The organism is Blautia obeum ATCC 29174 (assembly GCF_025147765.1).
In the GTDB taxonomy this organism is placed as follows: Bacteria; Bacillota; Clostridia; order Lachnospirales; family Lachnospiraceae; genus Blautia_A; species Blautia_A obeum.
Genome location: NZ_CP102265.1, coordinates 237,014 through 260,000, shown reverse-complemented (window position 1 = coordinate 260,000; position 22,987 = coordinate 237,014). Strand labels below are relative to the sequence as shown.

The window sequence follows — 22,987 nt, the reverse complement described above, 5'->3', positions numbered from 1 at the left end:
CTGACTTTCGCAAATGGTATCCAGCCGATGTCCTCCGGATTTTTTACTTCTATAGGAAAGGCTGGCCTCGGTATCATCATGTCTCTCACCAGACAGGTGATCTTCCTGCTTCCATTGATCATTATCTTTCCTATGTTTATGGGAATTGATGGCGTTATGTATGCAGGACCGATTGCCGACGCAGCTGCATTTGTACTGGCGGTTGTTTTTGCCCGCAGAGAACTTGGAAAAATGAAAAAAGCATAACTTTCCATATTTCAAAAGAACAACAAAAGCTGTATTTCAGGTTTTCGCCTGCTAATACAGCTTTGGCTTTAAAAATCTATTATTCACAGATATATTCTTCTATTTCTGTTACTCGGTTCCCCTTCTGTTCCTTCCATATCATAAGATACAGTTTATAATTCAAAGAATCACGCGCAATCGTAAAAGGTTCTTCTCTCAGAAGATCTGCACGAATTCCCTGGCTCTTCAACTCCCTCTGACGCTGTTTTGCTCTTTCCAATGCTTGCTGATACTTCCGTTCCATATCATCTCCAAAAAATCTTCTTGGATAATCTGCCGTTGCCTGCTGCAGTCTCTCTGACAACAGATCTACAATTCTGCTGTGCTTCGTCTGATGCAGCATAACTGCAAGTCTCTTCGCCCAGAATTTCGCAGGATGCTTTCTATAGAATTCTAACATTTTCAGTAAAGAAGTATCCTCACATTCCGCTGCCAGTTCTTTCATATAAACAATTGCTTTTTCAGAAGGTATCCAGGGATTTTCTCTGGGCACGATATATTTCTCCGGTACTGCCGGATAGCAGCAATAATTTAATGGTGGAAATTCTACAAGTGCCGCCAGTTTTATTTCTTCTTCCGTGCAATATGCCTCACCAAGATAATCATATTTATCCCTGAGAATCGCAAGGCGATACTCCAATTGTCGCAAATATTCATAGTCTTTTACCCAGAAATGACCAGTATATGCATATTCATACAGATGGACTTCCAATTCCAGATCCTCAAAAAACAATGTCAGCACTGTATCATCCTGTTTTATGACAAGTACAAATCTGCCATCCTGCCTGGCCATGGATGCCTGCAGTTCTCCCTGATAATCGCTGTGATATTCCCCCGTCATACGAACATTTCGAAAAACCAGAAAGCTCTCGACCGCATCATTCATCAGATATACCAATGGAATATCCATGCTGGCTGATCCCTTATCCGATATTCTTCCCGATTCTGTCCGCATCTTCTCCGGAATGAGCAGTTCAAATTGATCCTGTTCCAGCAACTGTGCCAGTTTTTCCAAAGTTTCTTCTGTCATTTTTCTCCTAACATTCTCTAATACTTCTATTCCCTGCTTTTATATTTTACCAAAAATCAGCTGATCTGCCATTTCACATGGCTTCCATTCTCATCTTTGTTTACGAGCAACTGATCTTCAATCTCCTGCTTCAGTTCTGACACATGAGAAATAATTCCAATCAGTCTGGAACCTTCTGCCATTTCCTGCAACACACGAACCGCCTGATTGCGTGAATGTTCGTCCAGTGAACCAAAGCCCTCATCAATAAACATCATGTCCAGGTTGATTGCAGCTGAACTCTGCTGAATCTGATCCGCCATTCCAAGCGCAAGCGACAATGCCGCCATAAAGGATTCTCCACCGGAAAGAGTACGAACCTCCCGTTCTTTTCCTGTCACAGTAGAATAAACCATCAAATCAAGCCCTCTGTTCTTTCCTTCACCAGCTTTTTCCAGATCATACATCCGGAGCTCAAACTGTCCTGCAGACATTTCTTGAAAGCGTCGATTCGCCGCGTATAAAATATGTTCCAGATAATACCGCTGTACATAAGTTTCCAAATCCATACGTGAGCCACTGACGTTTCCGGAAGTCATGCGGTACAGTGTATCGATCCGCGCATGTTCTTCCACGATTGTTTTTCTCTCTTCCAGCCTTCCGGAAAGTGCGTCAAAGACCTCTCTGTCATCCCTGTTATCCATTCGCAATTGGTTATAAATCTTTTCTTTTTCCTGATATTCTGTCTCTGCAGCTTCTCTCTCTTTCTGAATTTCTTCCAGAACAGGTTTCTGCTCTTCTCCAATCGCGCTCTCTGCAGAATCTTTCTGTGCCAGCGCTACTGACTTCTTTTCATAATAAGCATTAACCGTTTTCTGAAACTCTTCTGCCGCTTCACGGCTGTACGTCTCCACAAGCTCTTTCCATTCAGATTCTGTCATCTGCTTTATTTCCATTACTTCTGTATAAGAAGTTTTTCGATCTTCCACACACTTCTTCTGTTCCGGAATCTCCTGCTGGTAACGGCTGATCAGGGTTTCTGCCTGTTTCTGCGCATTTGCGGCTTTCTTCGCTTCTGACAGAACTTTCTGATACACTTCTTCTGCCTGGTTTTTACTGCTTTCAGCCTGAATCAGTGCCGCCCTTGCCTCTTCTTCGGTCTTAAATTCAACGGACCCTTTTACATTTTCCAGCGCGGCTTCACTTCCTGCCAGTTTTTCAACAGCAGCTTTTTCTTTCTCTGTACACTCATCATAAGTGTCCTGCAACTGTTTTTTCTGCTTTTCCATATTTTGAAGTGCTTCACGGATTTTTACCAGAAGGCGTGCACTCCTCTGTAAGTTGTTCAGTTCTTCTGCCAGCTCCTGCTTCCAGTTTTCCAGAGCATTGCTCATTTCCGTCACACTTGACTGCTCTGTTATAGAAGAAACACTTCTATGCAAACGTTCCTGGAGCTTTTGTACACTGGCAATATAAGTATCTTTTCGTGTATCGTATTCTGATCTGGCCGCCGCTGCATCCCCAGCAGCTTTTTCCTGATCTTTACGCAGTTTATCCACATTTGTCTGCATATTTTGCAGTTTTTCTTCGGAGATATCCACAGATTCCACATCTTTTTTCGCCGGGTGTGGATGTTCTATGGAACCACACACCGGACAGGGTTTTCCCGGTTCCAGTTCTGCTGCAAGAAAGCCGGCCTGTGCGTTTAGAAAATACAGTCTCACTTCTTCATATTCTGTATTTACCGCGTTATATTTTTCAGTTATTTTTGCATAATTTTCTCTTGTTTTAATCGCATTTTTACGGCATTGTTCTGCCTGATTTCCCAGTACCCTAACGTCTTTAATCTCCTGCAAAACAGCATCTGCTTCCTGCTTTTTATTCTCTGCGAGTACCAGCTTCTTATCCACTTCAGCCAGCTCTTCGCTCTGTTTTTTCCACTGTATTTCTTTCTGTTCCAAAGTCTCCTGCTGCTTACGTACTTTCTGTGTGTTTTCTGATGCCAAAGCACAGTTTTTCCTGTCTGCTTCTGCCTGCACACGCAGGCTCTTTATCTGATTCAAAAGCTCCAGTGCCTTCTGCACTTTTTCTGCAATTTTGCTGTAACTCTGCAATTCCTGATCACGAATCAGCTTTTTCTGCTCCTCTGCTTTTTCCGCTGTTTTCCGCGTTTCTTCCAATATTGGCAACTGTTTTTCCTGAGTCTTTAATGATTGTTCCAGTTCTGCCAGCCGTCTCTCCGCATCATTTAAGAGAACACCGGTCTCTCTGATCTCATACGCATTTCTGATACGACTGATTAGGGCTGTTGTTTCCACTATTTTTGATTCATCATCTGCACATTCCTGCAGTTTCTGCTCTGCATCTTCCAGCTGTATAAACCATTTCAGAACCTCTTCTGCTCTCGTATATTCCTCTCTTTTTTCATCCCTGCTTTTCCCTGATTTCCGATAATCTTTTTCTGCCAGATCAGTATGTTTTTCCAGCCAGTCACACAGTTTTTCCACTTCTTCCAGAAAGTCAGTAAGGCGTGTCATCTCACCATCTTCCAGTTGTTTTTTCAACTGTTTCAGAGTCTCTGATTCATATGTTTCAGGTATACGGATCCTGCTCACTTCTCCCTGACATTGTGTTTTCAGAACTGCGATTTCTTTCTCTTTTGCGCGCTTTCGATTCCCCAGTTCTGTCACAATATCCTGATACATTTCTGTATTAAAAAGCTTTCGAAAAATCACTTTTTTGTCATCTGATTTTGCACGGAGGAGATCCATAAATTCTCCCTGCGCAATCATAGCAACCTGCATAAACTGACTCTTTGTCAGGCCTACGATCTCCTGCAGTTTACGATCCGTTTCTTTTGATGGATATTCCATTCCATCCGGCATGATCAGACTTACCGAACCTGTATTTTCTTTTGGTTTACCCTTGTTTGCACCTCTTGTGATCGTTTTGAGATGTCTCGGAACACGGCGCACTGTATAGATTTCCCGTTTTTCATCACGGCCCTCCGAAAAGACAAGTTCGACATACGGTTCTGAATCAAAATCCACATACTGGCTCTGCAGAACTACGCCTTCTTTTTTGTTTAAAGAAGAGCTGGCTTCTCCATATAAAGCAAAAACGATCGCATCAAAGATCGTCGTTTTTCCCGCTCCGGTATCCCCGGTTATAAGAAAAAGATTCTGATTTACTTTCTCAAAATCAATTGTAGTTTCTTTACCATATGAGCCAAATGCCTGCATTTTTAAACGTAAAGGTTTCATTTATTTCACCCCCTGAACCGTATGTAGTACATCCTGCAAAATCATCTTTTCTTCTTCGTCCAGATCTTTCAGGAAAGAGCAGCACAGCTCATACGGATCCAGCAATTCTTCTGTCTGTAACGTTCTGGTATAATCCGTTTTCCGCTGATTTTCCCTCCGGATCTCCAGCAGATTCGGAAATGCCAGACGGATACGTTCCTGCATATCGATCACATCCAGATCCACCTTATCTGTCAGGATCACAGTCACATAATCCTTACAGGATTCTTTCAAAACCTCCTCCAGAGTTCCTTTTACAACCTTCACCTGTCGCAACGGTTCAAGCGGTAAAATTGTTGTTTTTATCTCTCCTTTTACACCCATTTCTACCATAATAATGCCTTTTTGCTGCTGTGCTTCACTCACAGAGCAGGCAAGCGGAGTTCCGCAATAACGGTATAATTCACTGCCAACTTTCATTGGTTTATGGATATGTCCAAGAGCCACATAATCAAATTTTTCCAACACGTCTGCTGATACTTCATCGATATTTCCGACCGTACGCATCTCGGAATCCATACGTTCCACATCCTCTGCATTCTTACCGGAAGGAAGATAAAACTGGTGGCTGACAAGTACATTTCTCTCGTCTGAATTAATTTTTTCACGTCCGATCAGACGATGAAGTGTTTCATTATAAGAAAGATTGTTTCCATTCTCATCCACTCCCACAACCTGTTTCACCATGGATGGTTTCACAAACGGAAGGAGGTAAAAATTCACCTCTCCGTATGCATCATTCAGTGTTACTTTTTCGATATATTCTGACTCTGTACGCGGCGGCTGTCCCACCATATAGATGTTCTGCCCGGAAAGGACTTTGCGGAAACAGTTGACTCTCGGAGCACTGTCGTGGTTTCCGCTGATCATCATAATAACCGCATCCGGCACTGCTTCGGTGAGTCCGACCAGAAAATGGTCAAAAACCTCCACCGCCTCCGCTGACGGAACTGCCTTATCGTAAATGTCACCCGCAATTACCACCGCATCCGGCCGTTTCCTGCGTGCCAGTTCTGTAATTTCATCCAATATATATTCCTGATCTTCGCGGAGGTCCCGGTTCATCAGTTTTAATCCTATATGTAGATCTGATAAGTGAAAAAATTTCATACACAGCTCCTTTTCAGTCAGTCTTTTTGCCTCTACGTATATCATAACATTTCGATTGTTTGACTGCATCTTTTTCTTTTGAAGAATTAAACTTAAAGCACAGCCTTTGAATAAAATTTCATTGGTTTTGCTTTAATGCAAATTATTTTTTCTTTCTGATTTGTTTTTTTGCCTCTTTTTCAAGATTATAAACTCCTGTAATATTTTTCTGAGTTTTCCTCTTCATTGCACCATGAGGAGTGGTTGTTGCAATTTCTGCAACAACCACTTTCTCACCTAATTCTCCTTCTGTAAAAATGCATCCTGTACAATAACCTCTTTTACAATATTAGTCATTATTTTAGTATTGATCCAGCATTTTGTCCAATACTGCCGACATAAGAAAAAAGTTCCTTTTTTTAACTGTAAACTTTTCTTTGTCCTCACAAAATTATATAATAGAAGTGAGCATTTATTATTTCGGGCGGTTTTACTTATGAATTCAGGTGTTACAGATACTGAAACAATAAGACCTGAGAATCGGGAGGAGTTGATCTTATGTCGAATATAGAAGCTGTTGGAGGTGCACGATCATGAGTGAGTATACCATCCTGCCGCTGATCAATGCATCATTTCAGCCGGGTGAGGCGAAAAGGACGGTAGCCGGTTTTGAAGACAGGGATTTTCAGAAAATTGCACGTGCTGAATATTATTATTTTACCGGGCAGGCGGAGAAATGCAGCCATATAGCAGAACGTTACCTGATGAGCCATAATATAAAGCTTAAGATGTCTTCCTGCCTGTTATATGTATATTCGAATCTGACACTTGGCAGAGCCGTGGCATCCAGAAAAGGGATATGGGAGATTCGGGAATGTCTTGAAAAAGAAATGAAATATTCTTCGTCTGCGGAGGATAAAGCAATTAGTGTATTTGCAGGATATATGTCTTCCGTACTTTTGCATCTTCCGGTAGATGAACTTCCGGATGTGGAATTTTATGCAGCTGCACTGCCTCCTGGAATTAAGATGTTTTCTGCCTATGTGATAGCTCATATGGCGTATTTGAAAGGGGAGTACGGCAGAGCGCTTGGAATTTGTGAGGCAGCATTCATGTTCAGGGACGGCACCTATCCGATTAGTATGATTTATCTGTATTGCATGATGGCAATGTGCCAGATGAATCTGAAACATCAGCAGAAAGCAAAAGACGCATTGATGCTGGCATGGAATATGGCGAAAGAAGACGAATTCCTGGAACCCTTTATTGAACATCATGGTTTGCTGCAGGGACTTCTGGAGTCATGTATCCGTAAGGAAGATTCAAAACTATATAACAAATTATCGGATAAGGTTATCAGTTTTAGCAGAGGATGGATGGCAATCCACAATCCAATGTCAGAGAATTTCGTAACAGATGCATTATCCACGGTAGAATTCTCGATTGCCATGCTGGCAAGCCGTGACTGGAATAACCAGGAAATTGCAGATTATCTGGGATTTTCACCTAATACGGTTAAAACTTATCTGAGCAGGATTTATGTGAAGCTGAATATAAAAAAGAGGGATGAACTGAAAAAGTATATGCTGAAATAGCAAAATATACTTTTTCGAGGTGAAACGGAGATTACACGGAAGCAGTCAACATGATAAAATCTTTATATACAGAAATTACCAGCAAAATTCGATGTTTATTGGGAGGAAACTATATGAAAAAAAGATTTTTGAGCGTCCTGCTTACGCTGTTCATGGTTCTAATGATGCTGCCAACAACGGCATATGCAGATACAGCCTACTGCGATATTTGTGGTAAAGAGGTAGATATAGACTATAGTAACTATGAATATTTAAACGCGCAATTTCATCAGAGGTCTGGTTATTGCCAAGAATGTGGTTCTTTTGTTGCGAAGCCACGCTCTGAGCATAATTGGAGTGGAACGGCAACTTGCACAAGCGGACAGACTTGCACAGTTTGCGGTGGGACATCCAATCCACGTGGACATGCTTACGAAAGCACCGTGACTATCGAACCTACCTGCACTACAGACGGCGTTCGTACCTATGTCTGCAAGAATGACAGCAGTCACACCTACACCGAGCCGATCCCTGCTACAGAACACAACTACGAAAGTTCTGTGACGACAGCGGCCGCCTGCACTACAGACGGCGTTCGTACCTATGTCTGCAAGAATGACAGCAGTCACACCTACACAGAGCCGATCCCTGCTGCAGGTCATAATCTTGAAAAGGCAGAAAAGAAAGATGCCGGCTGCACGGAAGCTGGATATGAAGCCTACTGGAGATGCCAGACTTGCAAAAAGCTTTTCTCAGACGAAGCTGGGACTGTGGAAATCATCAATCCAATAGAGATCAAAGCGACAGGTCATGATCTGAAAGCAGTCAAGAGAAAAGAAGCCGGCTGCACCAAAGATGGATATGAAGCCTACTGGAGATGCCAGACTTGCAAAAAGCTTTTCTCAGACGAAGCTGGGACTGTGGAAATCATCAATCCAATAGAGATCAAAGCGACAGGTCATGATCTGAAAGCAGTCAAGAGAAAAGAAGCCGGCTGCACCAAAGATGGATATGAAGCCTACTGGAGATGCCAGACTTGCAAAAAGCTTTTCTCAGACGAAGCTGGGACTGTGGAAATCATCAATCCAATAGAGATCAAAGCGACAGGTCATGATCTGAAAGCAGTCAAGAGAAAAGAAGCCGGCTGCACAGAAGATGGACACGAAACATACTGGAGATGCCAGACCTGCAAAAAGCTTTTCTCAGACGCAGCAGGAACCGTGGAAATCAGCAATCCGACAGCGATTAAAGCAACTGGTCACAATCTTGAAAAGGTAGAAAAGAAAGACGCCGGCTGCACAGAAGATGGACACGAAACATACTGGAAGTGTAACACCTGCAAAAAGCTTTTCTCAGACGCAGCAGGAACCGTGGAAATCAGCAATCCGACAGCGATTAAAGCAACTGGTCATAATCTTGAAAAGGTAGAAAAGAAAGACGCCGGCTGCGCAGAAGATGGACACGAAACATACTGGAGATGCCAGACCTGCAAAAAGCTTTTCTCAGACGCAGCAGGAACCGTGGAAATCAGCAATCCGACAGCGATTAAAGCAACCGGTCATAATCTTGAAAAGGTAGAAAAGAAAGACGCCGGCTGCACAGAAGATGGACACGAAACATACTGGAAGTGTAACACCTGCAAAAAGCTTTTCTCAGACGAAGCAGGAACCGTGGAAATCAGCAATCCGACAGCGATTAAAGCAACTGGCCATAATCTGAAAAAGGTAGAGAAGAAGGATGCTACTGCTACAGAGGAAGGAAACAGCACATACTGGTTCTGCGATAAATGTAATAAGTATTTTAGTGATGCAAAAGCAGAAACTGAAATAAAAAAGGAAGACACAGTGCTTGCAAAACTTTCTACAGTAAACAAAAAGGAAACAGAGGCATCTTCAGCAAAGACAGCTAACGCAACAAAGGTGACCAGTACAACGGATAAAACAACGAAGTCCTCTCCAAAAACTGGTGACAGTACAGATGTGCAGTTATATGTGATTCTTATGCTCGTTTCAATAGGTGCTGCTGCAGGAGCTGGCGCTAAGAGAAAGCTTAAGACCCAGCGGTAATGACTATAAAGAATTAAATTTAAAATAACTTCTATATAACGAAGGGGCTGTTCTCGACAGCCCCTTCGTTTTTGTTTTATTTACTTTTCTTCAGAATCCTTGTCTGCAACGGAGCCATGACTTCACTCTCTGTTCCATAAAGCAATTCATACTCTGCCGGAACCGGAACAGCCTGTGGCTTACGCGCATAGTTCTGGATGAAGAGATATTCGGTATCCTCGTTTTCTCTTACTGTTACAGAAACTCCTTCCGGAATAATCTCTATTGGAGATTTCAGACCTGCTTCTGCTGCTACTCTGCCATAGAAATCCTGGTAGAATCCAAGCTCCATGTCCGCGCATACATAATATACATGGCCTTTGCCAAATGCCTTGTGTGTCAGCACCGGATATCCCTGATAGAAGTCTTCGCCATAACGCATCAGCACTTCTGCATCCGAAACCTTGACCAGTTCGCAAAGGTTTTTGCAAGTATATACATTGCTGATTCCAAGATGACTTCCCGCCTCCGGGATCGCATGATTTTCTTCCCAGTCATAGAGCGCATCTGTCTCTGTGCTGCGGAGTCCCGCCACATCCATAAGCCCATATGGAGTTCCGCCAAGGAAGCATCTGTCAGTACCATCAACCAGTCCTGACCAGTAAGAAAGCACCAGAGTTCCACCGTTTTCCACATAAGCACGAAGCTTTTCTTCGTATCCATCTTTGAACATATATGCCATCGGAGCCGCCAGAACTTTATAATCGGAAAGGGAATGTTCCATTGCGATCACATCCACATTCAGCCCCTGTTCTCTCAGAGCACGGTAGTTTTTCTGGACTGCTTCGCGGTAGTGCATATCTACATTTCGTGGTCCCTGCACATCAGCGATCGCCCAGTCGTTCTCACGGTCATAGAGAACAGCCGCCTGCGATCTCATGCTGGTTCCAACCGTCTCCTGGATCTGCTCAAGAGCCTCGCCAACCTCTGTTACTTCGCGGAAAACGCGGGTATCATCTCCGCCATAATGATCGATCACTGCACCATGGAACTTCTCCGAAGCTCCCTGGCTCTGGCGAAGCTGGAAATACAGCACGCTGTCAGAACCATGTGCTACAGCCTGGAGAGATGCAGCCAGATGCATTCCCGGTTTTTTAAGTTTGTTGATCGGTTTCCAGTTCGTTGCAGACGGACAGGATTCCATAAGAAGGAATGGTTCCTTCCTGATACTGCGCATCAGATCATGCTGCATTTCCGCATCAACTGCAGTAAGATATTCTTCTTTTTTGTGCCAGCTTGGATAATTATCCCAAGATACCACGTCCAGAACATCCTTAAATTTTTTGTAATCCAGACCGTCATAATCATACATCAGATTTGCTGTTACAGGCAGTTCAGAACCACCCTCGCGGATCGCATCAACCTCATTTTTAATGAAGTCGATCGTCTGGTATGTCACAAATCTCTTCCAGTCAAGCTTCAGTGCATGAAGTTCATTTTCGCCTTTAGTTGACGGACTTTCAATCTGATCAAAGCTATTATATCTATGGCTCCAGAAAGTAGTACACCAGCGTTTATTAAGGTTCTCGATCGTGCCGTATTTTTCTTTCAGCCATTCACGGAACTTCGCCTGGCACAGCGGGCAGTGGCATTCTCCTCCAAACTCGTTAGAGATATGCCACAGCATAACTGCCGGATGTCTGCCAAATCTTTCAGCTAATTTCTTATCAATCGCATGTACTTTTTCTCTGTATACCGGAGAGGTAAAGCAGTGATTATGTCTGCCTCCGAAGAATCTTCTTGTTCTGTCCGGATCCATACGAAGAACTTCTTCGTACTTGTCTGCCATCCATTTTGGTCTTGCTCCTGACGGTGTTGCAAGAATAGTATGGATGCCCTCTTTGTAGAGATTATTGATAATTTCCTCTAACCAGTCAAAGTTATATTTTCCCTCTTCTGGTTCAAGAACTGCCCAGGAAAAAATCCCTACAGATACAGTATTGATGTGTGCTTTTTTGAAATATTCGATGTCCTTTTGGAGAATATCCGGGCGGTCAAGCCACTGCTCCGGATTGTAATCTCCACCATGAAGATAATGTCCGTATTTGATCTGTTTTGCCATTTTTTCTCCTCTTAAAGTCCTTTAAAAACAAAGGAAAATTCCATCTTTTTGTCAGTTTTCAGCAAATATTCTTCGTGTGTGCGAGCACCCCAGCTGTCATCACCACCGATTCCCATCTGGTCTTTTGCCACACGTACAACAGTGTAATGAACCTCTGGAAGTTCATATGGATGCATTGCATTTTCCATCTCATGAGGTGTGTATGGAAGTGCAGAGAACATCATCGGCCCATTGTTTTCATCCATCTCAAAGAGCATTCCTCTACCCTTGCGGTCAGTTACTTTTGCCCAGCGTACTTCTTCTTTTGCACCACATTCCTGCGGTACCATATATCTTGCGATATTGTCTGCAACTTTGTTTGCATAAATGCCAAGTTTTGCACCTTTCTTACGGTCTGCATAAGTTTCTGCCTCGCCAAGTCCATACCATTCTACACGGTCATAATCTGCGTTGAATTTGAAGATTACACCGAATTCCGGCATATCACCGAGTTCTTTAACAGGGTCATACGTAAGAGTTGTTTTCACTCTTCCATCACCGAAAACTTCATAAGAAAGCTTGCATTCGCTGGTCGGTGTAGTCGGCATGATGTAGGTATAAGCTACTTTTACAGACTTCTCATTCACTTCTACTTCTGGCATATTTGACGGGCCATACGGTCCCTTGCGGAAGTCTTTGTGACTTAAGTACATGCTGGCAAGTTTCCACTGTCCGTAGCGCATTCCCATAAGATTTCCACAGTCATTGTCGGTTGGTGCACGCCAGAAATTCGGTTTCGGGATTGCCTCGATCATCTCTTTTCCGGCATATTTATAAGATACCAGACCACCGTTTAACACAGAGAAAAGTACTTCAAAGTGTGCGCCTCTGACACCGATATTGTGTGTGCTGCGGATCACTTTTACACCTTCCGGGCAGGTCTTTTTCGGTTCTTCAACCTGGTATACATACTGTCCAAAAGCCACCTCATGTCCTGCTTCTGCCCATGCTTTATCTTCTTTCAGATGGAAGGAAACAGTCACCGTATATTCGCCTGGTTTCTCTTCTTTTGCAAGCGGAAGTACATAAGTTTCTTCGCTTAATGGAGCAACTGCAGTTGCAAGAGAAGCCTTGTGGATCACTTTGCCATTCTTTGCAACAGTTACTTTGCAATCAAAAATATCTGTGCTTACAAACAGGTTTTTGTTGATGACTTTTACGCTGTCTGCACTGACTTCTGCAGTGATATTCTGGTAGTTGAATTTGACTTCCTGCATCTTTGGAGAAGCATCTCTGTTTCCGCCATATGCGATACCATTTCCACTGAAGTTGTAATCTGTCGGACGTTCTCCGAAGTCACCGCCGTATGCCTGGAATTCTTTGCCGTAGCGGTCTTTTTTGTAGATAGACTGGTCAATATAGTCCCAGATAAATCCGCCCTGATACTTCGGTTCTGTGTCTGTCAGATCTGTATATTTGTGCATTGCACCGCAGGAATTTCCCATTGCGTGGGTATATTCACAGCAGATAAACGGCTTGGAACTGTCTTTTGCAAGGAACTCCTTGATTGCTTCTACAGACGGATACATCTGGCTTTCCATGTCGCTGGTATCGTTATATCTGCGGTCGTGGCAGAGACCTTCATAATGAACCAGACGAGTCGGATCTGCCTTATGGAAGAACTGTGACATTTCAAAAATATCCTTGCCTCCGAAGGACTCATTTCCGCAGGACCAGATCAGGATCGCAGCGTGGTTTTTGTCTCTCTGGTACATGGAATTTGCACGATCAAGCATCATATCCAGCCATTCCGGTTTGTCATGCGGCACAACATAGGTGTAATCCTTCGTAAATTCAGCAACATCCCAGGAACCATGAGATTCAAGGTTTGTCTCATCGATCATATAGATTCCGTATTCATCGCAGAGCTGATAGATCAGGGATGCATCCGGATAATGGCAGGTACGGATTGCATTGATGTTGTTCTGTTTCATGATCTTAAGGTCTTTACGAAGCTCTTCTTCGGACACGTGTCTTCCACTCACAGAGCTGAATTCATGACGGTTTACGCCCTTGAATACGATACGTTTTCCGTTCAGTGTCATGATACCGTCTTTCATCTCAAAACGACGGAATCCAACCTTCTGCGGAACTACTTCCTGAAGTTCTCCTGCCTCGTTATAAACCTCTAAAACAAGGTCATAAAGCTGCGGATCTTCTGCACTCCAGAGTACCGGATCTTCTACTTTCCAGGAATAAATTTCCTCTCCGTCGAGTGCTTTTTTATCTTCGATCACGGTCTCTCCATCTTTGGAAAGAGTGATCTTTACTGTACCTTTGCCCCAGGTATCTGTTCCGATCTCAAGTGCCGCTGTACTTAAAGTTTCGTCCGGGATTGCACGGATCTGAAGGTCATAAACATGAACCTCCGGCACGGTATAAAGATAAACATCTCTGTAGATTCCAGAGAAACGATAGAAATCCTGGTCCTCGCACCAGCTGCTTGCTGTCCATTTGAATACCTGTGCTGCGAGTTTGTTTTCACCTTCTTTTACATACTCGGTCAGTTCAAATTCTGACGGTGTAAAGGAGTCTTCACTATATCCTACAAACTGTCCGTTGAGCCATAATGCAATGCCGCTCTCTGCTCCCTGAAAAGAAATAAAGAGACGTTTTCCCTGCATTTCTTCCGGCACTTCGAAGTATTTCACATAGCTTGCAACCGGGTTAAAGTGCTCCGGAATCTCACCCGGATGAATGTCTTCGTGACCTTCCCACGGATACTGTACGTTGGCATACTGAGGTGCATCATATCCTTCCATCTGGATATGTGCCGGCACGCGGATATCATCCCAGTCCTTGCAGCAATAGTCTGCTTTTTCAAATCCCGGGATTGCACTTCCGTAGTTGCGGGCATAGTGGAATTTCCAGATTCCATTGAGATCGTAACGGAAAGACGTTGCTTTTTCCTGCGCTTCCTCTCCATCTCTGTAATATGTATGGTCAGAATGCGCATCCATTCTTCTGTCCTTAAAATACTGTGGATCCTTTACTAAAGAATAATCAAAAGTTTTCATTCTTATCCTCCTGCGTTATTATTTTTAAGCAAAAAAGGATGCCGCATAATCTGTCTGGGACATATTACGCAATATACCCACAGGCCCAAGCAGCATCCTTTTATTAAATTCATTGTTTACTTGACAGCACCGGTAATACCTTCTGCGAACTGTTTCTGCAGTACGAAGAAGACGATCATGGTCGGGATGGAACAGAACAATACGCCGCACATCAGCATACCATAGTCTGTTACATAACCTGTGATCAGGTTGGCGATCAACATTGGCATTGTCATTGCCTTATTATCTGTCATGATTACCTTCGGCCACAGGTAAGAGTTCCATGCGTTCATGAAGGTAATAACAGCTGCAGCTGCATATGTAGATTTCATTGTAGGAATGAACATCTGGAAGAAGATCCTTACTTCGCTCAGTCCATCAATACGAGCTGCTTCGATAATATCTACCGGGAATGATCTTGCGTTCTGACGGAACATCATGATCATAAATGGTGTAGAAATGATTGGAAGGATAAAACCAACTGCTGTATTCAGAAGTCCTGCTTTGGAGAACATTTTGAACAACGGAACCATGGTTGCAACCTGCGGAACCATCATTGCAAGAAGCAGCACGGAGAACAGTCTGTCTTTTCCTTTGTCATGATAAACTTCAAATCCATATCCTGCGATAGAGCAGATCAGAAGACAGATCACTGTGGTAAGGATTGCATAGAAAAACGAGTTTCCAAGTGCTCTCCACAGTGGCTGCTGAGCTGTCAGATTGTGGAAGTTTTCCATAAAATGACTTCCCGGAAGGATACGTCCACGGGATACATCTGTTGATGTATTTGTCGCAGCTGAGATCATCCAGTATAACGGGAATACAGAAATAAATGACACGATGATCAGAAAAATATAAGTAGGAATCAATCTTCTCTGAATGGCTGATTTGTTTTTCTTAGTCACGTGTATCACCTACTTTCAAGTTGATAAATGCAAGCACAGCTACCATGATGAATATGATAAATGACATCGCTGATGCATATCCAAAGTTCGGTACGTTAATAAAGCATGTGTTGTAAATATAGTGGGACATTGTGATTGTGGAGTTTGCCGGGCCACCTTTTGTCAGGTTGACAGACTCATCAAACAATTGCAGTGTACCATTGATTGACATGATGAAGGTCATGATAATTGTCGGTTTCAGAAGCGGAACAGTGATCTTCCAGAAAGTCTTCCAGCCGTTGGCACCATCGATCTTTGCTGCTTCATATACAGAATATTCAATATTCTGAAGACCAGCAAGATAGAATACCATGTTGTAGCCTGTCCATCTCCAGATCAGAGCCAGGATGATCACAATCTTGGCACTGGTGGAATTTCCCAGGAAGTTGTAGCCGGTTGATAAGATTCCAAGTTTGATCAGGATACTGTTGATCAGACCATCTGTTGCAAACATGGAACGGAAAATCAGTGAGTAGGAAACCAGGGATGTTGCACATGGAAGAAATACACATGTACGGAAAAATCCTCTGAGTTTCAGATCTTTGTTATTTAAAAGCTGTGCCAGAAGAATTGCCAGTATCAGCATGATCGGCACCTGAATGATCAGATAAAGGAACGTATTTACAATAGACTGCTGGAATACTTTGTCTGCAAGAATACGCTTGTAGTTACTGAAGATCGGATCTGCAAATCTCATGTTTGCGCCTGCTCCGGTCTGCAGTGAAATAATGAATGCACGGATCATTGGATAGAAACTCATGACTGCGATCATAATGGATGCAGGTGCAAGGAAAAGCCATCCTGCAGTTCTCTGTTTTGCAACCAGAGTCATACCTTTTTTCCTGGAATTCATATGAACTCCCCCTTTCAAAACTTGCTGCCGTTTCCGGCAACTGTAACTCTTAACATAAGACAGGGGACTGCAAGCAGTCCCCCGCGCTCACGTAAATTTTCTTATTTCAGTTTCACTTAATATCCAGAGGACTATTCAGTCATCTTGAATGCCAGTGTATCCTGTGCTTCCTGAAGAGCGTCTTCTACAGATGTACCATTTACGATATTAACAACTGCTGTGTTGACACATTCTCTTGCTTCATAGTGATACGGTGTTTTTGTGAACTCCGGAATATGAGAAGAGTATTCTACGATTGTGGAGAAGATTGGCTGTCCGTTAAAGAATTCGTTTGGCTCATTGTAAACTTCAGATTCACCAGCCGGCAGATAACAGGAGATTGCACCTGATGCCGGAAGGATTGCATCATAGAAGTCTGTGCTGGAACCAAATGTGCTTGCAAGGAAATCTTCTGCGAGCTCTACGTTCTTGCAGTTGGATGTGATATACCAGGAAGAACCACCATTGTTTGCATAGTTTGTAGCTGTATCAACGTCGTCAACCTTAGGCATTGTTGTGATTTCCCAGAGACCTTTCTGATCTTCTGTAGACATCAGAGTAGCTGTGATCCAGTTACCATTTACGATACCAGCAGCCTCGCCGCCTGTGATTGTTGCGATATATTCATCCCAGTTGTTTACAAGTTTAACAACATCGTTTTTAACAAGGTCTACATAAAGGTTGATGCATTTTTCTGCAACATCGTTTCCAACGATATAAGCTTCGCCGTCTTCATTTACGAAGTTAGCTCCACAAGACTGCATCATCATCATCAGAGTATCGCCGCCTGTAGCTTCGCTTGTAAGGAGGTATTTACCTGTTTTTTCATGAAGGTCTTTACCGATTTCCATGAATTTGGACCATGTGATGTCTGTCAGATCATCCAGTGTATATCCAGCTTCTTCAAGGATATCTGTACGATAGCATGCAATAACAGCACCGTTATCAAACGGAACACCATAATGTGTGTCATCTACCATGGAGTAGGACTGTTTCAGTTTTCCGAAATCATCCCAGTTGATATCCATATCTTTGAGATCTGTAAATGCATCCGGATAGCTCTTCAGATATTTCTGATAGCTGTTGTCCTGCATCAGAACGATGTCCGGAAGTGTGCTGTAGTCACCAGCGTTAGCTGCTGTTGTAAGTTTTGTCTGGCAGTCATCAGAAGATGTTTCGATAACGTCTACTGCGAATCCTTCGTGATCTTTTGCATACTGCTCACCAGCCATCTGCATAGATTTGATATTGAAGTTCTGGTCCCATGCCCATACTGTCAATGTGTTGTCATCTCCAGAATCAGCGGAAACAACGGTTGCTGTTCCTGCAAAAGATGCAGCCATGATACCTGTCATTAATACTGCAAGTAATTTTTTCTTCATGAATGTGTCCTCCTTTTATTAAGCGTATTCTCTTTTCCGAATTGCTTATGAACCAATTATAGCATCCCGTTTTTTGATATAGTTTGCATAACCGCACATATAATATGCATTTTCGACCATTTTATATATTTTACACTATTACACGTACATAAAATTGTATTTTTTGTTCGTTTTTCGCATTCTCACGATTTTTGTCGTATTATTTTGATGAAAAAAATCCTCTCTTTTTGACAGAATGTATATTTTTCTTATCTTCAAGAGAGGTGTTTGTTCTTATTTCATAAATTTTCTATTCATTTTTTGTACATATTTCACAGAATTTTGCTGTTTTTATGCAAAATAGACTTTTTCCGGATGCTGTGTCTTTATTGTGTGCAGCATCTCCTCTGTGAGATCGAGAAGCAATTTGATCTTTCGTCCATCTTCTTTGATGATCATCGTGTAATACGGAGTATTGTCATCATAAGAGGTATAATCATATTTTTTCAGCTGCTCCGTACCACCGTTTTTTTTATATTTAGCAACACTTTCGTGCCAGTGCGGCGCAACGACTTCCAGCTCCTTCAGCTCCAGTACATGGGCAGTCTTACGATACTTTTTGCCATAGATCACATCAATGCTGAGCTGATCATTTTCCAGGGTATACTCATAATCCTTCTGGCTGAAAATATCAAACACAAAATAAAGCGCTGCAAGAAGAAATCCTGCCAGCATAAAGGACTGGGATATTGTAATTCCCAGGATCACAAAGATCACTGCAAACAAAACCATTACTTTCCGGAGAACTCCGGACATGCTTTTTTTCTTTCGGGAGATCTGCTCCACAATCTTATAGTCGTACATATAAATGATTCCTTTCTGTTTTTCTACCATCCTTTTTCTGAATGAATATCAAATCGCAGAAGCTGCTGTTCATAGCTTTCCGGACGTTTCCGCCATTCGAGAGGAGTGACTCCCATCAGCTGTTTAAAGTTTCTGTTGAATGTCGAATTTGTCGTAAACCCACATTTGTGAGCAACATCCGCAACCGGGGCATCTGTGGTCTCCAGAAGTTCACATGCCGTGTAGACACGTACGGTATTAATATATTCCAATGGGCTCATCTTCATGTAGGAAGTAAAAACTCTCCGGAAATGTGTCTCACTGATATGACAGATATTCGCCAGATCCTCTACTTTGATATCCTCCATGTAGTGATATGATACATAATCCAGCACACTGGTGATCATATTGGTAAGCTTACCGGCATTTTCCGCAACCTTATCCTCTCCTGAATCTCTGTTTAACCGGGCAATTTCTACCAGAAGTGCCGCAAGCACTCCCTTTGCTTCCTCCAGAAAAAATTCTTCACCATCTCTCATGATATCCAGAATCTTGTGGATTTTTTTCGAGATAGACAAATTCTCCTTCTCTTCAAAAAACAAAGCCCTGGAATAGATTCGCTGAATCACCTTTTCTGCCTTAACCGGATTATCCAGGAATTTTTTCATAAAACCTTCTACATCTATGAAAAGGTATTCCCATTTACTGACCGTCCCGATATCGCTGTTTGTTGTGTGTGGATAGTTCGGCGGAATCACTGTAACGATACCTCCATAGAAGCGCTTTTCCTCTTCACCCAGCACCATAAATCCGTCACCACCATAGCAGTATCCAATCTCAAGATAATTATGAAAATGAAGATAATCCACATCATTCCCGTAATTCTGGACCCACTTCTGTCCAAGAAGTGCCAGGATCGGACTTCCCGCTGACATCTGGTAATATCGGAACTCCATCTTCGGTTTTCTTCTTTTTTTTGCCATTTGAGCTCTCCGTTTCAATTCAAGTCGAACATCTATCTGTTTATTGTACTATATATTTTCCAACAAAAAAAGATTACCTTTTACAATTTCGGTAATCTTTTTCTGTCATTATATTTTAATTATTATTTATTTTTATTAACCATTTCTCCGACCACATAGCACAGAGCTGCAACAACCATACCATTGATGGATGCAATTCCCCATGTCACTACGTTTGCCACGATCGCACCAAGAATAACTCCGGCAACTGCAAACCAGTTGACTGTTACAATCTTAATGGTATCTGTATCGTAAGCCTTTTTGTTCATGAAATAAGAGATTACCAGGATGATACCAACCGGCGGCAGTGTACAGTTCAGGATGTTCAGCCATCCGCAGAAATTGTAGTATAGCCATACAGAAAGCAGTGTTCCGATAACACCGGAGATCAGAACCATCGGTTTCTTTCTCTTATTGAAAATGTTTGCAAGACCAAGTCCTGCTGTATACAGAGCATTGTCATTTGTTGTCCAGATATTTAATCCCAAAACCAGGATTGCAAGATAGAACAAATTCAGACGAATCATTACTTCAAAAATATCATTTCCGCCAACAAAAATATAAGAAATTGCTCCGAAGAAGAACATCAGGGAGTTTCCGATAAAGAAGGCAACTACTGTTGCGATCGTTCCCTGTTTACCATTTTTTGCAAATCGTGTGAAGTTCGGTGTTGCAGTTCCTCCTGATACAAAAGAACCAATTGCAAGTCCTGCACCGCCGATGACACTCAGAGAGCCGCTGGATTTAGCAAACTGATCAACGATCGTTCCATCTCCCTGCTTAACTGCCATGATCATTGCCACTGTTCCAAGAATTGCAACAAGCGGTACGGCAATATAACTGATCACGGTAAGAGACTTAATTCCAAAATATGCAGATGCAGTCATACATGCTCCTGCGATCAGGATCAGCACCCATTCTACCGCAGTGCTTCCGCCAAAAAGTTCACGTGCTACCGGAATTGCAAACATTGCAATACCTACGCCAAACCATCCGATCTGTGTAAAACTTGTCAGCGCAGAAGAAATATAAGAACCTTTTTCTCCAAACGCTCTCTTGGAAAGCAGGTCAAGGCTTAAGCCTGTCTCTGCACCTACATAACCAAGCAGACCTGTGTAAATACCAAGGATCGCACCACCCAGAAGGAGGGCTTTGATAAATCCCCAGAAGTCCAGTCCTGCTGCCATTTCCTGGCCTACCCACATACTTGCAGAAAAGAAAGTAAATCCAAGCATGATCATAAACATTGTCACAAATCGGCGTCTGCTCCACTTCGGAACCGCGCACTCTGCAAAGTCAATATCCACCTTTCCCTGCTCTGCGCTGTTTGCTGTTGTCATTTTTTCACTCATTTGTTCTCCCCGTTTTTCCTTAATCTAAAATATATTTTCGCAGTGCGCCCGTAAATTCACCGATACGTTGCTCTGCGAGTTCTTTTAATGTGATATCTTTCATACTTTCGATGTATCCAAGTTCCTGACGATACAGCCATTTTGCATCTGCCGGGCGAACCTTCTGATAGTGGTTTGCCTTGATCCAGTCTTCATAGCTGATCGGAGTAGGATAACCAAGTTTCTCATCCAGAAGCTCTTTGAAATCGATCTTGTCAGCTCTTTCTTTGATTCCTTCCCAAAATTCCAGAACCTCTTCTACATGCTCATGGATCTCATAACGTCTTGCACCGCCATCATAGATGATACATTTTTCAAAAAGAGGACTGCACATGGAAAGTGTTTCTCTTCTGAATTCAGGCGCAACAATACCACCCTTCCAGTAGAAATCCACGTCCGGAAGGTTGATCCCGGAAACACCCTTGTCCTGATAGGTACTGAAGATTCCTTCATAATAAACAGTAATAAAGCCTTCGAACTCCGGCCAGAATTCACGGATCTCTGCAGTAAGCTTCTCAAGGATATCGATTCCCTTGGTTCCGCCGATTGTAAAAATAATGATATTACGGAGTCTTGCGCCATGATCTCTGTAAAAATCAGTCACATAGCGAAGACAGTGGATCAGAGTCTCTCCACTTGCAATGATGTCACCGATCATCAGTGTGCTGTCCGGCACCATAGTAAGCTTGCTGTATTTGATCTCCAGACCTGCGATCTCTTCTTTTTCAAATACACGCTCACTGGAAAGAAAGCTGATATCATGAACACGGATATGCTCTCTGTAGCATGCCTCTTCCAGAGGATAGTTCAGCGCGCCTCTAAGAATAGAAAGAATATTTGCAGTTGTAACCTTCTTCTGTTCCTTCAGATAATAAAGCATCTGAGAAGTTGAGGAAACCAGACAGTTATAAACTTCATAACCGACGATTTCAGGTGTATTCAGAAGCTTTCTTGATTCTGCCTCAGAAATCACATAATACTCATTTTCATAATCTCCGCCTTCCAGACGATAGCAGGCAACACCCTGCTCATCGAATTCCGGCACCAAAACTACATTGTCCCAGTTTTTCATCTGTATCTTTTCCCTTCCTGTGTATTTTCCCTTGACCTTTGTAACTTATGAATTTACATAACAAAACATCTTACAAAAGAGTATGATGAACTGCATGGATTGTCAAGTAGAAAAAGCATTTCCGACCACTATATTCATAAAAAAGATCCCCCTGCCATCACTGGCATTGAGATCTTTTTTATTTCCAGTCTTCTGACCGGTTTATATCGCTCCCAGAATTTCTCTGGCGTTATTGATCCGTTCTTCGGATGGCGGTCTGACGCCTTCCAGCGGATAAGGAATTCCCAGCTGTTCCCACTTAAATACACCGAGTGTATGGTACGGAAGCACTTCGACTCTCTCCACTGTTTTTAAAGTATGGATAAAATCAGCAAGCCTGTGGAGATACTCATCTTTATCGCTGCCTCCGGGAACAAGTACGTGACGGATCCACATTGGTTTTCCCATATCTGACAATTTCCGTGCCATTGCCAGGATATTCTTATTGGACTGTCCTGTAAGCTTGATGTGTTCTTCTTCGTCAATCTGTTTGATATCGAGAAGGACAAGATCAGTATACTTCATAAGCTCCAGCCATTTGGAATAAAAAGGTTCTTTTTCTGTGTAAGGATTGGCGCTGGTATCAAGAGTTGTATGAACTCCTGCTGCCTTTGCCTGACGGAAAAGTTCTGTCAGGAAATCAATCTGGAGAAGCGGTTCTCCTCCGCTCACAGTGATTCCACCTTTGTTACCCCAGTAATTCTTATAGCGAAGAGCCTGTTTCAGAAGCTGAGACGGGGTGTACTGCTGCCCCTCTCCCATTTTCCAGGTGTCCGGATTATGGCAGAACTGGCAGCGCATTGCACATCCACTCAGGAATATCACATATCTGACGCCCGGTCCGTCTACTGATCCGAAGCTTTCCAGAGAATGGACATATCCTTTGATTTCTTCACTCATTA

Annotated in this window: 17 protein-coding genes (1 of these 17 only partly in view); 3 read left to right on the top strand and 14 right to left on the bottom strand. The window is 42.8% G+C overall.

What is annotated here, in order from left to right:
- Window positions 1-246, top strand: the 3' end of a protein-coding gene (locus NQ503_RS01185; RefSeq protein WP_243153627.1) for an MATE family efflux transporter. The gene continues 1,143 nt to the left of window position 1, outside the view; only the last 246 of its 1,389 coding nucleotides appear in the window; its start codon lies beyond the left edge, outside the window; it ends in the stop codon at window positions 244-246.
- Between the two features lie 79 nt (window positions 247-325).
- On the opposite strand, the gene NQ503_RS01180 is transcribed toward NQ503_RS01185, so the two are convergent.
- The 4 genes from NQ503_RS01180 to NQ503_RS01165 form a co-directional block, all read right to left on the bottom strand.
- Window positions 326-1,315 (bottom strand): DUF3878 family protein, encoded by a 990-nt coding sequence (locus tag NQ503_RS01180; protein WP_005421781.1) that lies wholly within the window; start codon window positions 1,313-1,315, stop codon window positions 326-328.
- A gap of 56 nt (window positions 1,316-1,371) precedes the next feature.
- A complete protein-coding gene (locus NQ503_RS01175) occupies window positions 1,372-4,557 on the bottom strand; it encodes an AAA family ATPase (protein ID WP_005421779.1) in 3,186 nt (1,061 codons plus the stop codon).
- Window positions 4,558-5,706, bottom strand: coding sequence for an exonuclease SbcCD subunit D (locus tag NQ503_RS01170; RefSeq protein ID WP_044924656.1), 1,149 nt, complete (start codon window positions 5,704-5,706; stop codon window positions 4,558-4,560).
- A gap of 142 nt (window positions 5,707-5,848) precedes the next feature.
- Window positions 5,849-5,974 (bottom strand): hypothetical protein, encoded by a 126-nt coding sequence (locus NQ503_RS01165; RefSeq protein ID WP_256147472.1) that lies wholly within the window; start codon window positions 5,972-5,974, stop codon window positions 5,849-5,851.
- 304 nt (window positions 5,975-6,278) lie between these two features.
- Here NQ503_RS01165 and NQ503_RS01160 point away from each other — a divergent pair, with 304 nt between their 5' ends.
- Together NQ503_RS01160 and NQ503_RS01155 are read left to right on the top strand one after the other, a co-directional pair.
- The gene (locus tag NQ503_RS01160; RefSeq protein ID WP_005421773.1) at window positions 6,279-7,280 is read left to right on the top strand and encodes a response regulator transcription factor; all 1,002 of its coding nucleotides are present in this window, start codon (window positions 6,279-6,281) and stop codon (window positions 7,278-7,280) included.
- A 113-nt stretch (window positions 7,281-7,393) separates the two neighbouring features.
- A complete protein-coding gene (locus tag NQ503_RS01155; protein WP_005421772.1) occupies window positions 7,394-9,325 on the top strand; it encodes a hypothetical protein in 1,932 nt (643 codons plus the stop codon).
- A 76-nt stretch (window positions 9,326-9,401) separates the two neighbouring features.
- Here NQ503_RS01155 and NQ503_RS01150 read toward each other — a convergent pair whose 3' ends face one another.
- The 10 genes from NQ503_RS01150 to pflA form a co-directional block, all read right to left on the bottom strand.
- Window positions 9,402-11,426, bottom strand: coding sequence for a beta-galactosidase (locus NQ503_RS01150; RefSeq protein ID WP_005421770.1), 2,025 nt, complete (start codon window positions 11,424-11,426; stop codon window positions 9,402-9,404).
- A gap of 11 nt (window positions 11,427-11,437) precedes the next feature.
- Window positions 11,438-14,482, bottom strand: a complete 3,045-nt coding sequence (lacZ, locus tag NQ503_RS01145; protein WP_005421768.1) for a beta-galactosidase, LacZ type — start codon at window positions 14,480-14,482, stop codon at window positions 11,438-11,440.
- Between the two features lie 116 nt (window positions 14,483-14,598).
- Window positions 14,599-15,426 (bottom strand): carbohydrate ABC transporter permease, encoded by an 828-nt coding sequence (locus tag NQ503_RS01140; RefSeq protein WP_171030269.1) that lies wholly within the window; start codon window positions 15,424-15,426, stop codon window positions 14,599-14,601.
- The gene (locus NQ503_RS01135) at window positions 15,419-16,318 is read right to left on the bottom strand and encodes a carbohydrate ABC transporter permease (protein WP_005421765.1); all 900 of its coding nucleotides are present in this window, start codon (window positions 16,316-16,318) and stop codon (window positions 15,419-15,421) included. The genes NQ503_RS01140 and NQ503_RS01135 overlap by 8 nt, the downstream gene beginning before the upstream one ends.
- Window positions 16,319-16,449: 131 nt before the next feature.
- Window positions 16,450-17,739 carry an ABC transporter substrate-binding protein gene (locus NQ503_RS01130; RefSeq protein ID WP_005421763.1) on the bottom strand — a complete coding sequence of 430 codons (1,290 nt, stop codon included), beginning with the start codon at window positions 17,737-17,739 and terminating at the stop codon, window positions 16,450-16,452.
- Between the two features lie 330 nt (window positions 17,740-18,069).
- Window positions 18,070-18,582, bottom strand: a complete 513-nt coding sequence (locus tag NQ503_RS01125; protein ID WP_044924651.1) for a hypothetical protein — start codon at window positions 18,580-18,582, stop codon at window positions 18,070-18,072.
- Between the two features lie 23 nt (window positions 18,583-18,605).
- Window positions 18,606-19,544, bottom strand: a complete 939-nt coding sequence (locus NQ503_RS01120; RefSeq protein WP_117628774.1) for a helix-turn-helix transcriptional regulator — start codon at window positions 19,542-19,544, stop codon at window positions 18,606-18,608.
- A 122-nt stretch (window positions 19,545-19,666) separates the two neighbouring features.
- A complete protein-coding gene (codB, locus tag NQ503_RS01115; RefSeq protein WP_005421754.1) occupies window positions 19,667-20,935 on the bottom strand; it encodes a cytosine permease in 1,269 nt (422 codons plus the stop codon).
- A gap of 19 nt (window positions 20,936-20,954) precedes the next feature.
- Window positions 20,955-22,046 carry a hypothetical protein gene (locus NQ503_RS01110; RefSeq protein ID WP_005421753.1) on the bottom strand — a complete coding sequence of 364 codons (1,092 nt, stop codon included), beginning with the start codon at window positions 22,044-22,046 and terminating at the stop codon, window positions 20,955-20,957.
- Between the two features lie 201 nt (window positions 22,047-22,247).
- Complete coding sequence (gene pflA, locus NQ503_RS01105) at window positions 22,248-22,985, bottom strand: pyruvate formate-lyase-activating protein (protein ID WP_005421749.1); 738 nt, start codon at window positions 22,983-22,985, stop codon at window positions 22,248-22,250.
- Window positions 22,986-22,987: the final 2 nt, after the last annotated feature.